Raw genomic sequence first — 12,835 nt, 5'->3', positions numbered from 1 at the left:
CCGGCACCCGCGACGACGGGAACGAGTTCAGGCCGTGATTGTCAGAACCGCAGGAGAAGTACTTACACACAGCTGTCCGGGGATCCGACCCCGGACGCGTACCCCATAACTTTGGAGGGCTCAACGTGGCGAGCGTGAAAATCAAGCCGCTCGAGGACAAGATCCTCGTCCAGGCCAACGAGGCCGAGACGACGACCGCCTCCGGTCTGGTCATCCCCGACACAGCCAAGGAGAAGCCCCAGGAGGGCACCGTCGTCGCCGTAGGCGAAGGCCGTGTCACCGAGAAGGGCAACCGCATCCCGGTCGACGTCAAAGAAGGTGACACCGTCATCTACAGCAAGTACGGCGGCACCGAGATCAAGTACGCCGGCGAGGAGTACCTGATTCTGTCGGCACGCGACGTGCTGGCTGTCATCGCCAAGTAGGCCACAACGCATCCCGCCCCGGTATCCGATTTTCGTGTCGGTCCCGGGGCGGTGTGCGTTCGATCGAGTTTCTTTACTCGAAGGAGTAACACCGAAACATGGCAAAGCAAATCCAATTCAACGAGGAAGCGCGCCGCGCACTCGAACGCGGCGTCGACAAGCTGGCCGACGCCGTCAAGGTGACGCTCGGGCCGCGGGGACGCCACGTCGTCCTGTCCAAGGCATTCGGCGGTCCGACCGTCACGAACGACGGCGTCTCGATCGCTCGTGAGATCGACCTGGAAGATCCGTTCGAGAACCTCGGCGCGCAGCTGGTCAAGAGCGTCGCCACCAAGACCAACGACGTCGCAGGCGACGGAACCACCACCGCGACGGTCCTCGCGCAGGCGCTCGTGCGCGGCGGTCTGAAGAACATCGCCGCAGGTGCCAACCCGATCGCACTCGGCACCGGCATCTCCAAGGCGGCCGACAAGGTCGCCGAGGCTCTGCTCGCCGCCGCAACCCCGGTCGAGGGCAAGCAGGCGATCGCTCAGGTCGCCACCGTGTCCTCGCGTGACCCCGAGATCGGCGAACTCGTCGGCGAGGCGCTCACCCGCGTCGGCGCGGACGGCGTCGTCACCGTCGAGGAGTCCTCGACGCTGCTCACCGAGCTCTCGGTCACCGAAGGCGTGCAGTTCGACAAGGGCTACCTCTCGCCGTACTTCGTCACCGACGTCGACGCGCAGGAAGCAGTTCTCGAGGACGCGTACGTCCTGCTGTACCGCGAGAAGATCACCTCGCTTCCGGACTTTCTGCCGCTGCTGGAGAAGGTTGCCGAGAGTGGCAAGCCGTTGCTCATCATCGCCGAGGACACCGAAGGTGAAGTTCTCTCGACGCTGGTCGTCAACTCCATCCGCAAGACGATCAAGGCCGTGGCGGTCAAGGCACCGTTCTTCGGTGATCGTCGCAAGGCGTTCCTCGACGATCTCGCGGTCGTGACGGCCGGCCAGGTCATCACCGCCGATGTGGGTCTGAGCCTGAAGGAAGCCGGACTCGAGCTGCTCGGTCGCGCTCGTCGCGTCGTCGTCACCAAGGACGACACGACCATCGTCGACGGTGCGGGCACGCAGGACGACATCGACGCGCGCGTCGGTCAGCTCCGCCGCGAGATCGAGAACACCGACTCCGAGTGGGATCGCGAGAAGCTCGAAGAGCGTCTGGCGAAGCTCTCGGGCGGCATCGCGGTCATCAAGGTCGGCGCTGCCACCGAGACCGAGCTCAAGGAACGCAAGTTCCGCGTCGACGACGCTGTGGCTGCGGCCAAGGCCGCCGTCGAAGAGGGCATCGTCCCCGGCGGCGGTTCGGCTCTGACTCAGGCAGCGTTGGCTCTGGCCGACGACCTCGGCCTGACCGGCGACGAAGCCACCGGTGTGGCCGTGGTGCGCAACGCACTCAACGCACCGCTGTTCTGGATCGCCTCCAACGCGGGGATCGACGGTTCCGTCGTCGTCAGCAAGGTGGCAGAACTGCCGAAGGGACATGGATTCAACGCCGCGACCCTGACGTACGGCGACCTGTTGGCCGATGGCGTCGTCGATCCGGTCAAGGTGACGCGCTCCGCTGTGGTCAATGCCGCGTCGGTTGCACGCATGATCCTGACGACCGAGAGCGCGATCGTGGAGAAGCCGGAAGAGGCCCCCGAGCCTTCTGCCGGGCACGGACACGCTCACTGACGTTCGATGACACGAGAAAGCCCCCAACCCTTTCGGGTTGGGGGCTTTCTCGTGTGTTCGGGTGATTACACCGCAATGCGGCGGCGATTGTGACGAGCGTGCAGTTCTCGCTCGGTCTCCGACATTCCGCCCCAGATCCCGTAGGGCTCGCTGACGTTGAGGGCGTGTGTACGGCACTGGGCGAGGACGGGGCAACTACGGCACATTTCCTTCGCCCGCATCTCGCGCTGTGCTCGTGCCCGGCCCCGCTCGCCGTCCGGGTGGAAGAACATGGACGAATCGACGCCACGGCACAGGCCGTGCATCTGCCAATCCCAAATGTCGGCGTTCGGCCCAGGGAGGTGATTCGGCTGCGGCATGGAAACTCCTAGGGTGGTGTGGCTTCTCGGATTCGTGATCCGAATGCCGACAACGTTATGTGGATCGACGAAATCGAGTCAATAGTTCTCTGTCGTGTGCAAATGCATAGTTATGGGGCAAAGAATTAACACGGGCGATATTTACTTCGACTCACCCGCGTGCGTGTCCTTCCTGTTGAAGAATCCGTCGACACGGGAGACGATGGGAAGGGCATCGGCATTCCGGCTGTCGAAGCGAAGTCGCGGAGCTCAGTCGTCCGGCGTCGGTCGTCAATGTGATCGCTCGATGCGACCGGCATGACGTAGTTGATGTTTTCCCTGTTCACAGGCGTTTCGTTGGTGCTTCGGGCCGCTCCGTGGCACGCGTCGGGTGAGGCGTCGATCCATTCGGTCGAGGCCGCGCGAGGTGTCCGACGCGATTGCGCGGAGCGCCGTCCGGGACCCGAAGGGGCGAACGGACGGCGTGCGGCGCATCGCTTGCCGATCGTGTGACCGACTGCGCCGATTAACCTATTCGCCACACAGCGTTCAGATTCTCGTCTTCGAGTCGGCTGTGTTCACATTGTTAATTCCTTGAAAACTGCATTCTCTGCGCGCGAAACGACGCGTTGTTGTCCCTTTTCGGACCGACAGTGAATTCGCCTCACGCAATTGCGTCGCGTCGTATCGGTAGGACTCGGACGCCGTTCGTCATCGGCGATGGCCCTACCCTTGCCTCCGTGCCTTCAGAGCAGAGCTCGCTGTTCACCGCGACGCAGTCCGAACTCTTCGACGCCGCATTCGGCGGCAACCCCGGCCGATTCCCGCTGCCTGCAGCCACCGATCCACGAGAGAGCTGGTTTCGCAGTGTCGCGTTGGCAGGGCAGGGCCGGTACAGCGCAGCCGGAGTCGAGCTTCGGCGGTATCGACCCCGCAGCGCGGAGCTTCGGTCGCTGCACGCGTCGACCACGGCGTCGTGGTTGCGTCAGGTGGGCGAACACGAGCGAGCCCGCCGCTGGGACGGCATCGCGGTCCTTCTCGTCGGACTCGGGGGACCGTCGAGATCGACGGACTCGGTGGAGGCCCGGAGCGATGCGCTGACCGGCCTGGCCGCAGATGCGTTGGGAATCGGACGTTTCGGCCTCGCGGACACCCTGTTGGCCCGCAGTGCCGAGCAGCGGCAGGACCCCGCCGGTCAGGGGCTGTGGCGTCCGGCACTACGGGCGTCGTGGGTAGCGGCCGAGCTGGCGATGATGCGCGGCGACGGCCCAGGGGCGGTCCGACACGCCGAGGCCGCTCGGGCTCTCGCCAACGATGCCGATTCGTTACGCCACATCGTCAAGACCGACTTGGTGGCTGCGGCGGCGCTGAGCTGTGTCGGTGAGACCGGTCGTGCTCGTGAGTCGGCCGTTCAGGTGGCCTGCGCTGCGGAGATGGCCGGGCTGCTGCCCCTGCGCTGGGCCGCCACGATGCTCTGCGAAGGAACAGGCGGGGTCGACGCCGGGATGGCCTCGTCCGCCGACCTGGCCGCCGCCATCGATCGCCTGGGGGGTTCGACGGTCGGTTGACCAGGACCTGGGTCGAAGGCGGACCGATCGGTTCGGTTGTGGCCGGGTGGTGTCGCTATCCTTGGTCTCGTTCCACCACCACGTGGAAGCGCTCCCAGGCGGGTGCGTACCTGTAACGCGGGGAAATTTGTCGACGATGAACAGTGCGGGTGAGGAGTTGGACTCTTTCGTCGTTGCCGCAGCGCAAGGCGATCGACTGGCTCTGTCCCGGGTCTTGGAATTCATCCGACCACTCGTCGTTCGGTACTGCCGAGCACGGGTCGGTTCGGCTGAGCGCGGTCAGCTTTCGGCCGACGACGTGGCGCAGGAGGTCTGTTTGGCAGTCATGACCGCCTTGCCGCGATACCAGGATCAAGGTCGTCCGTTCATGGCATTCGTGTACGGCATCGCGGCTCACAAGGTCGCCGACGCCCATCGCAGTGCCTCGCGTAACAAATCGGACCCGGCCGCCGAAGTACCAGATGTCGTGTCGATGGAGCACGGACCGGAGCAGCGCGCTCTCGAATCCGAGTCGAGTCGACAGATGACTGCACTGCTGGACACCTTGCCTGCGAAGCACCGCGAGATTCTGGTGCTCCGACTCATCGTCGGACTGTCGGCCGAGGAAACAGCAGCCGCCGTCGGCAGCACTGCAGGCGCTATCCGCGTGGCTCAGCACCGAGCTATCGCAAAACTGAAGAACGAAGTTGTGAGAGCAGGTGAAATGTATGGCTAGGGACAATGGTCACGGTGGCCCCGGTGAGACGCCGAGTCGCGGAATCTCGCGTATCGGTGAGCACGTGAACTCCACTGGACCGAAGCAGAACGATCCCTATGCCGACATCGGCGCAGACGGTGGTCCTGTGGACCTCGTCGCCGTACGTCGTGACGATGCGTTCATCGACGCGATCAGTGGCGACGGACCGATTGCCACCGATGACGCAGACGAGTACCAACTCGCCCTTCTGTTGGCCAATTGGCGAGCAGACGTGATCACGCCGGCCATGCCGGCCGGACCCTCCCTCGACGTGGTCGTCGCCTCCGTCGAACGCGAGAAGCTCGCCGCCGACATGGCGCGCTCGAGCTCGGCCAACCGCGGTGGACGCATGCGTCTGCTGCGTCCCATCGCCGGTGCCGCAGCCGCGATCGCCGTCGTGATGGGTGGTCTGGTGGTCATCTCGTACAACTCGACGCCGGACGATCCGTTGTGGAGCGTCAAATCGGTCGTCTTCTCGGAGCAGGCGGATTCGACTGTCGCTCAGATCGATACGACGTCGAAGTTGCAAGAGGCGGAGAATCTCCTGTCCTCGGGGGACACCACTGCCGCTCGCGCACTCCTCGACGGTGCGTCGAACAGCAGTTCCGCTGTTCTCGACGACGGTCAGCGCGCCGAGCTCGACCAGTGGCTGGCACGTCTGCTGCAGGAGTTGCAGGCACTGACGGTGCCCGCGCCTGTCCCGCCCCCGGTTCCGGTCGTTCCGGCTCCGCTCCCCAGCCCGGAGGTCTTCGTGCCACCGGCACCGGTGGATCAGGTCACGCCCGATACCACGGGTGTGCAGAGCACTCCGGCTCCGGCAACGACGACGCCCGAGGTTCCGCCCACGACGACGACGCCGAGTCCGACAACGACCACCGACGTCACACCGACGGTGCTGCAAGAGCCCGATCAGCCGACGGCAACCGCCGGAGGCAGCAGCTCCTCGGAGAACCGCGACCGTATGTCGGTTCCCTCCGGCGGCAGCTGACAGGTTCTCGATCCTTCAGCGGACACGAAGAAGCCCGACACGATCATCGTGTCGGGCTTCTTCGTTGCGAAGTGTCGGAGGTCAGCTGTCGAATCCGTCGCCGTGCAGCGCGTCGTTCATCGAAGCGTCGGCGAAGCCTCGGCAGTAGTCCCAGGTCACGTAGGCGTCGGGTACGGGGTCGTAGGCAGGCTCGTGCGGCCGGACGGTGCCGTCGACGAGCAGCTGGAGCAGATTCGCACGCAGCATGTCCCAGTCGTGGTAGTGGTCCTGCTGGCAGTCCTCGCAGCACACGACGAGACCGCGGATGCCGCGGTGGCCCAGGAGAGCCTCGTAGACAGCCAGGTCCGCCAAGTCCTCTTCGACGGCCAATCGCTCCTGAGGATCGAGGGGCTGGCCTGGCTCGATGGCGTCGAGGGCGGCCGACGGGTCGGCTGGGTCTCCGGCGAACGGATCCGGGGGTAGACCGGGAGGCAATTGATCGCGCACGCCTCCACGGTACGCAGGACTGGTGGGTCTGCGCCAGCCGTTCGAACGCGACATGCCGGACGTACCTGCCACCGACAACGCCGAGGACCGGGGTTTCGGTGCTCGAAGCCACTCACAGCGAGACGCATTCGCACTGGTTGTGCCCTAGCCGATACCATGGTTCACGGCGCTGAACAGATGAGTGCAAGTGCCGAAACTCCATCCGTTCTCCAATCCCGCACTGCGGTGCGCCTGCGAGCTCTCACCGGCCGCACGCCGCGCCGAAGTGCAACCAGGCTCTAGGGAGGGCCAGATTCGCATGAGTAGTCCCGGAGCCCACGTCCGCACAGGCGGCGACGATCCCAACAAGGTCGCGATGCTCGGCCTCACGTTCGACGACGTCCTGCTGCTGCCGGCCGCTTCGGATCTGATTCCCAGCTCGGTCGATACGTCCAGCCAGATCACCCGCGAGATCCGCTTGCGAGTGCCGCTGGTCAGCTCGGCCATGGACACCGTCACCGAGGCCCGGATGGCCATCGCCATGGCCCGCGCAGGCGGTATGGGCGTGTTGCACCGCAACCTGTCACTGCAGGATCAGGCGTCCCAGGTCGAGACGGTCAAGCGTTCGGAGGCCGGGATGGTCACCGACCCCGTCACCTGCAAGCCCACCGACTCGTTGGCCGAGGTCGACGCCATGTGTGCGCGCTTCCGTATCTCCGGTCTTCCCGTCACGGACGAGACCGGCGCGCTGGTCGGTATCATCACCAACCGCGACATGCGATTCGAGGTCGATCAGAATCGCCGCGTCGCCGACGTGATGACCAAGGCCCCGTTGATCACCGCTCAGGAGGGCGTGACTGCGGAAGCTGCGCTCGGCCTGCTGCGCCGTCACAAGATCGAGAAGCTGCCGATCGTGGACGGCAAAGGCGCGCTGACCGGCCTGATCACCGTGAAGGACTTCGTCAAGACCGAGCAGCACCCCGATGCCACCAAGGACCGTGACGGTCGACTGCTGGTCGGTGCCGCTGTGGGCGTCGGGCAGGATGCCTGGTCTCGGTCGATGGCATTGACCGACGCCGGAGTGGACGTCATCATCGTCGACACCGCGCACGGCCACAATTCGCAGGTGCTCGAGATGGTCAGCAAGCTCAAGGCGGAGGTGGGCGACCGCGTTCAGGTCGTCGGCGGCAACGTTGCCACCCGCGCGGGCGCACTCGCTCTCGTCGAGGCAGGCGCGGATGCGGTGAAGGTGGGAGTCGGACCGGGATCGATCTGCACCACCCGTGTGGTCGCAGGTGTCGGTGCTCCGCAGATCACCGCCATTCTCGAAGCCGTGGCCGCGTGCAAGCCGCACGGTGTGCCGGTCATCGCCGACGGCGGTATGCAGTTCTCCGGTGACATCGCCAAGGCTCTCGCCGCCGGTGCCTCGACCGCCATGCTCGGATCGTTGCTGGCCGGAACCGCAGAGTCTCCGGGTGAGCTGATCCTGGTGGGCGGCAAGCAGTTCAAGAGCTACCGCGGAATGGGTTCGCTCGGCGCGATGCAGGGACGCGGGGGAGCGAAGTCGTTCTCCAAGGACCGCTACTTCCAGGACGACGTGTTGGCCGAGGACAAGTTGGTGCCCGAGGGCATCGAGGGTCGCGTCCCGTACCGCGGACCGTTGAACCAGGTCATCCACCAGCTCACCGGTGGTCTGCGCGCTGCGATGGGGTACACCGGGTCCACCTCGATCGAGGACCTGCAGAAGGCTCAGTTCGTACAGATCACGGCGGCCGGGCTCAAGGAGAGCCACCCCCACGACATCACGATGACCGCAGAGGCCCCGAACTACACCACCCGATAGTCGCTTCGGCCTGTTTGGGCCGATTCGATTCGCTCCCGAAGTAGAAAGGTGCGCGCGTGCGCGACCTCGTTGAAATCGGCATGGGCAGAGAAGCCCGCCGCACCTACCAGCTGGACGACATCGACATCGTGCCGTCCCGTCGTACCCGGTCGTCGAAGGAGGTGTCGACGGCATGGCAGCTCGACGCGTACCGCTTCGACATTCCCCTCCTCGCGCATCCGACCGATGCTCTGGTCTCGCCCGAGTTCGCGATCGAGCTGGGTCGACAGGGTGGGCTGGGGGTCATCAACGGTGAAGGGCTGTGGGCGCGCCACTCGGACGTGCAGGCCAAGATCGATCAGCTGATCCACATCGCCGAGACCGATCTCGATCCCGACGCGCCGATCGCCTTCCTGCAGGAACTGCACGCCGCACCGCTCCGGCCGGATCTGCTGGCCGCAGCGGTCGGTCAGGTCCGTGACTCCGGGGTGACCGTCGCCGTTCGGGTGAGCCCCCAGAACGCTCGCTCGCTCACCCCTGCCCTCGTTGCATCGGGCCTCGATCTGCTGGTCATCCAGGGCACGATCATCTCCGCCGAGCACGTGGCACACGGCGAGGACGAGCCGCTCAACCTCAAGACCTTCATCGCGGAACTCGACGTTCCCGTCATCGCCGGCGGCGTGAGCGATCACCGCACCGCACTGCACCTGATGCGTACCGGTGCGGCAGGCGTCATCGTCGGTTACGGCTCGGTCGAAGGTGGCACGACCACCGGTGAGGTGCTCGGTATCGGCGTTCCGATGGCCACCGCCATCGCCGATGCGGCCGCGGCGCGTCGGGACTACCTGGACGAAACCGGCGGGCGCTACGTGCACGTCATCGCCGACGGCGACATCACCACCTCCGGTGCGCTCGCCAAGGCCATCGCCTGCGGGGCCGATGCTGCGGTTCTCGGTGCTCCGCTGGCCGTCGCTGCCGAGGCTCCCGGCGGAGGTTGGTACTGGCCGTCCGCCGCGGCGCATCCGTCCATGCCGCGCGGTGCGCTGCTGCCGATGTCGGCGGGGGACCGTCCGAGCCTGGATCAGGTGCTCAACGGACCGTCGCGTGAGTCGTACGGCTCGATCAACCTCGTCGGCGGACTGCGTCGGTCGATGGCGAAGTCCGGATACTCCGATCTCAAGGAATTCCAGAAGGTGGGCCTGAACGTCAGGGCCTGACGACGTCTGTTCCAAAGGGCGCGTACTCCTCTCGCACGGGGGGTGCGCGCCCTTTCTGCTGCATGGCGTCCACGTAAGTCGACCCTGGGTTGGTGATACCTCTCGTAACAGCTAGAATCGCTTGTGGCGGTAGTCACATGGGGGTGTGCATACTGTTCGACAGCATCGGATGTAGCGGAGGTCACCATGGGTTCAGCTGTTCGCGCCACGGATTACGACGTCTTGATCGTCGGTTCGGGCTTCGGCGGAAGTGTCACCGCGCTGCGCCTGGTGGAGAAGGGATACCGCGTCGGCATCCTGGAAGCCGGGCAGCGCTTCGAGGACAAGGACTTCGCGAAGAACAGCTGGGACCTCAAGCGTTTCCTGTGGGCACCGAAGCTCGGCCTCTACGGCATCCAGCGCGTGCACCTGCTGCGCGACTGCCTCATCCTCGCCGGTGCCGGAGTCGGCGGCGGTTCGCTGAACTACGCGAACACCCTCTACAAGCCTCAGGCACCGTTCTTCGAGGACAAGCAGTGGGCGCACATCACCGACTGGAGCAGTGAACTCTCCCCGTTCTACGACCAGGCCACCCGCATGCTCGGCGTCGTGCGCAACCCGCACATGACCCCCGCCGACGAGGTGATGAAGTCGGTTGCCGAGGACATGGGCGTTGCCGACACCTTCATCCAGACCCCGGTGGGCGTGTTCTTCGGAGACGAGCCCGGCAAGACCGTCCCGGACCCGTACTTCGGCGGCGCAGGTCCCGAACGCACCGGATGTATCGAGTGCGGCGAGTGCATGACCGGTTGCCGCCACGGAGCCAAGAACACCCTGCTGAAGAACTACCTCGGCCTGGCCGAGCGCGCGGGAGCCGAGATCGTGCCGATGACGACCGTCACCGGTCTCGTTCCGCGATCCGACGGCACCTGGGACGTCGACACCGAACGCACCGGCGCTCGGCTGCGCAAGGGGCGCAAGACCTACAGCGCAGCCAACGTCGTGCTGGCGGCCGGCACCTGGGGCACGCAGAACCTGCTGCACAAGATGAAGGACACCGGCGCGCTGCCCCGTCTGTCGGACACGCTCGGGGAGCTGACACGCACCAACTCCGAGTCGATCGTCGGAGCGGCCAAGCTGGCGGTCGATCCGAACATGGACCTCACCCGCGGAGTCGCGATCACGTCCTCGTTCCATCCCAGCCCCAACACCCACATCGAACCGTGCCGCTACGGCAAGGGCTCGAACGCGATGGGCATGCTGCAGACCCTGATGACCGACGGCGGCGGACGAGTGCCGCGGTGGCTCAAGTTCGTGTTCGCGCTGATCGCGCACCCGATTCAGTTCCTGCGCGTCGTCAACGTCCGGCACTGGAGCGAGCGCACCATCATCGCGCTGGTGATGCAGAACCTCGACAATTCGATCACCACGTTCACCAAGCGTGGTGCCTTCGGCCGGAAGATCTCGAGCAAGCAGGGGCACGGCCAGCCCAACCCGACGTGGATCCCCGAGGGCAACGACGCCACCCGACGCATCGCGAAGAAGATCGGCGGCGTCGCGGGCGGTACCTGGGGAGAATTGTTCAACATCCCGCTCACGGCCCACTTCCTCGGTGGGTGTGCCATCGCCTCGGATGCCGAGCACGGTGTCATCGATCCGTACCACCGCGTCCACGGCTACCCGACGCTCAGCGTGGTCGACGGGGCCGCCGTATCGGCCAACCTCGGAGTGAACCCGTCGTTGACCATCAGCGCGCAGGCCGAGCGTTCCGCCGCACTGTGGCCGAACAAGGGCGAGCTGGATCTCCGTCCGGCACAGGGGCTGCCGTACCAGCGTCTCGATCCGATCGCCCCGAACTCTCCGGTCGTCCCGGTGGATGCTCCGGGTGGTCTGCGACTGCCGATCGTGGAGATTCGGTCGGGTTCCTCGGCGATGCCCGTCGAGCATTCGGGTGTTGCATGAGTGCTGGAACAGTCCCACTAGACTGACCCGGTGACCGACTCCTCTGCACACGATCCCGCACACGCACGCCCGGTTCTCGTCGTCGATTTCGGCGCCCAGTACGCGCAGTTGATCGCCCGCCGTGTGCGCGAGGCCAACGTGTACTCCGAGGTGATCTCGCATACCGCGACGGCCGAGGAGATCGCAGCGAAGGACCCTGTCGCGCTTGTGCTTTCCGGCGGACCCTCCAGCGTCTACGCCGAGGGCGCGCCCGAGCTCGACTCCGCTCTCCTCGACCTCGGCATCCCCGTGTTCGGCATCTGCTACGGATTCCAGGCCATGGCCCAGGCCCTCGGCGGAACCGTCGAACACACCGGAACGCGGGAGTACGGTCGCACTCAGCTCAGCGTGGACGGCGGTCGTCTGCACGACGGTCTGCCCGCAACGCAGCCGGTCTGGATGAGTCACGGTGACGCGGTCACCGCGGCCCCGGAAGGCTTCACCGTCACGGCCACCAGCGCAGGTGCGCCGGTGGCTGCCTTCGAGAACGAGGGCAAGCGCATGGCGGGCGTGCAGTATCACCCCGAGGTTCTGCACTCCCCGCACGGGCAGCAGGTGCTGAGCCGATTCCTGCACGAAACGGCTGGCATCGCCCCGGACTGGACTGCGGCCAATATCGCCGACGCTCTGGTCGACGCAGTGCAGGAGCAGGTGGGCCCCACGGGCAAGGCCATCTGTGGCCTCTCGGGCGGCGTCGACTCCGCCGTGGCGGCGGCACTGGTGCAGCGGGCCATCGGTGACCGTCTGACCTGTGTCTTCGTCGACCACGGACTGCTGCGCGCCGGCGAGCGTGAGCAGGTGCAGCAGGACTTCGTGGCCGCGACCGGAGCCAAGCTCGTCACGGTCGATGCGGTCGACACCTTCCTCGGCGCGCTCGAGGGCGTCTCCGACCCGGAGGAGAAGCGCAAGATCATCGGCCGCGAGTTCATCCGGAGCTTCGAGGGTGCCGTGGCCGAGGTGCTGGGCGAGAACGCCGAGCACGGCGACGCCGTCGAGTTCCTGGTGCAGGGCACGTTGTACCCGGATGTCGTCGAGTCCGGGGGCGGGTCCGGTACCGCGAACATCAAGAGTCACCACAACGTCGGCGGACTGCCGGACGATCTGCAGTTCGCCCTGGTCGAGCCGCTGCGTGCACTGTTCAAGGACGAGGTGCGTGCGGTCGGACGCGAACTGGGATTGCCCGAGGACATCGTCGGCAGGCAGCCGTTCCCCGGACCCGGCCTGGCGATCCGCATCGTCGGTGAGATCACCCGCGACCGTCTGAACACGCTCCGCCATGCCGATTCGATTGTCCGAGAAGAACTTACGGTCGCGGGCTTGGATCAGCAGATCTGGCAGTGCCCGGTGGTGCTGTTGGCCGACGTGCGTAGCGTGGGAGTGCAGGGCGACGGCCGTACCTACGGGCACCCGATCGTGCTGCGGCCGGTCTCGAGCGAGGACGCGATGACGGCGGACTGGACCAGGCTGCCGTACGACGTGTTGGAAACGATCTCGACTCGGGTGACCAACGAGGTTCCGGAGGTCAACCGAGTCGTTCTCGACGTCACCAGCAAGCCGCCGGGCACCATCGAGTGGGAGTGACGG

General features: G+C 65.9%; 11 protein-coding genes. 9 read left to right on the top strand and 2 right to left on the bottom strand.

Annotated elements, in window-relative coordinates:
• The first annotated feature begins 125 nt into the window (after positions 1-125).
• Both groES and groL read left to right on the top strand, forming a co-directional pair.
• Entirely contained in the window at positions 126-425 is a 300-nt protein-coding gene (gene groES, locus CH291_RS00685; protein WP_008718149.1) for a co-chaperone GroES, read from the top strand.
• Positions 426-523: 98 nt separating this feature from the next.
• Positions 524-2,137, top strand: a complete 1,614-nt coding sequence (groL, locus tag CH291_RS00680) for a chaperonin GroEL (protein ID WP_094639155.1) — start codon at positions 524-526, stop codon at positions 2,135-2,137.
• Positions 2,138-2,202: 65 nt separating this feature from the next.
• On the opposite strand, the gene CH291_RS00675 is transcribed toward groL, so the two are convergent.
• On the bottom strand, positions 2,203-2,496 hold the full coding sequence (locus tag CH291_RS00675; protein ID WP_027496361.1) for a WhiB family transcriptional regulator: 294 nt from the start codon (positions 2,494-2,496) through the stop codon (positions 2,203-2,205).
• Between the two features lie 719 nt (positions 2,497-3,215).
• Here CH291_RS00675 and CH291_RS00665 point away from each other — a divergent pair.
• The 3 genes from CH291_RS00665 (at position 3,216) to CH291_RS00655 (ending at position 5,767) form a co-directional block, all read left to right on the top strand.
• Positions 3,216-4,043, top strand: coding sequence for a hypothetical protein (locus tag CH291_RS00665; protein ID WP_094686460.1), 828 nt, complete (start codon positions 3,216-3,218; stop codon positions 4,041-4,043).
• A gap of 136 nt (positions 4,044-4,179) precedes the next feature.
• Positions 4,180-4,758: a sigma-70 family RNA polymerase sigma factor gene (locus tag CH291_RS00660; RefSeq protein WP_032397500.1), complete on the top strand. Its 579-nt coding sequence runs from the start codon at positions 4,180-4,182 to the stop codon at positions 4,756-4,758.
• Positions 4,751-5,767: an anti-sigma-D factor RsdA gene (locus tag CH291_RS00655; RefSeq protein WP_094686459.1), complete on the top strand. Its 1,017-nt coding sequence runs from the start codon at positions 4,751-4,753 to the stop codon at positions 5,765-5,767. Before CH291_RS00660 ends, CH291_RS00655 begins: the two co-directional genes overlap by 8 nt.
• An 81-nt stretch (positions 5,768-5,848) precedes the next feature.
• Here CH291_RS00655 and CH291_RS00650 read toward each other — a convergent pair whose 3' ends face one another.
• The gene (locus CH291_RS00650) at positions 5,849-6,253 is read right to left on the bottom strand and encodes a DUF5319 domain-containing protein (RefSeq protein WP_032378069.1); all 405 of its coding nucleotides are present in this window, start codon (positions 6,251-6,253) and stop codon (positions 5,849-5,851) included.
• A 298-nt stretch (positions 6,254-6,551) separates the two neighbouring features.
• On the opposite strand from CH291_RS00650, the gene guaB reads away from it, so the two are divergent.
• The 4 genes from guaB to guaA all read left to right on the top strand — a co-directional run bounded on the left by guaB (position 6,552) and on the right by guaA (position 12,832).
• On the top strand, positions 6,552-8,075 hold the full coding sequence (guaB, locus tag CH291_RS00645; RefSeq protein WP_176460343.1) for an IMP dehydrogenase: 1,524 nt from the start codon (positions 6,552-6,554) through the stop codon (positions 8,073-8,075).
• 56 nt (positions 8,076-8,131) lie between these two features.
• A complete protein-coding gene (locus CH291_RS00640) occupies positions 8,132-9,271 on the top strand; it encodes a GuaB3 family IMP dehydrogenase-related protein (RefSeq protein ID WP_037188243.1) in 1,140 nt (379 codons plus the stop codon).
• A gap of 186 nt (positions 9,272-9,457) precedes the next feature.
• Positions 9,458-11,212 (top strand): FAD-dependent oxidoreductase, encoded by a 1,755-nt coding sequence (locus CH291_RS00635; protein WP_094669796.1) that lies wholly within the window; start codon positions 9,458-9,460, stop codon positions 11,210-11,212.
• Between the two features lie 30 nt (positions 11,213-11,242).
• On the top strand, positions 11,243-12,832 hold the full coding sequence (gene guaA, locus CH291_RS00630) for a glutamine-hydrolyzing GMP synthase (protein WP_032397497.1): 1,590 nt from the start codon (positions 11,243-11,245) through the stop codon (positions 12,830-12,832).
• Positions 12,833-12,835 lie beyond the last annotated feature (3 nt).

The sequence above is a fragment of the Rhodococcus sp. 14-1411-2a genome, from assembly GCF_002259485.1.
Taxonomy (GTDB): Bacteria; Actinomycetota; Actinomycetes; order Mycobacteriales; family Mycobacteriaceae; genus Rhodococcoides.
Note: the sequence above shows the minus strand (reverse complement) of the source record. Positions and strands in the feature narration are given on the sequence as shown.

Coding starts and splice junctions, on each gene's coding strand:
- CH291_RS00635 (WP_094669796.1), top strand. CDS start 9,458: ATGGGTTCAGCTGTTCGCGCCACGGATTACGACGTCTTGATCGTCGGT.
- CH291_RS00675 (WP_027496361.1), bottom strand. CDS start 2,496: ATGCCGCAGCCGAATCACCTCCCTGGGCCGAACGCCGACATTTGGGAT.
- CH291_RS00660 (WP_032397500.1), top strand. CDS start 4,180: ATGAACAGTGCGGGTGAGGAGTTGGACTCTTTCGTCGTTGCCGCAGCG.
- CH291_RS00655 (WP_094686459.1), top strand. CDS start 4,751: ATGGCTAGGGACAATGGTCACGGTGGCCCCGGTGAGACGCCGAGTCGC.
- groL (WP_094639155.1), top strand. CDS start 524: ATGGCAAAGCAAATCCAATTCAACGAGGAAGCGCGCCGCGCACTCGAA.
- guaB (WP_176460343.1), top strand. CDS start 6,552: ATGAGTAGTCCCGGAGCCCACGTCCGCACAGGCGGCGACGATCCCAAC.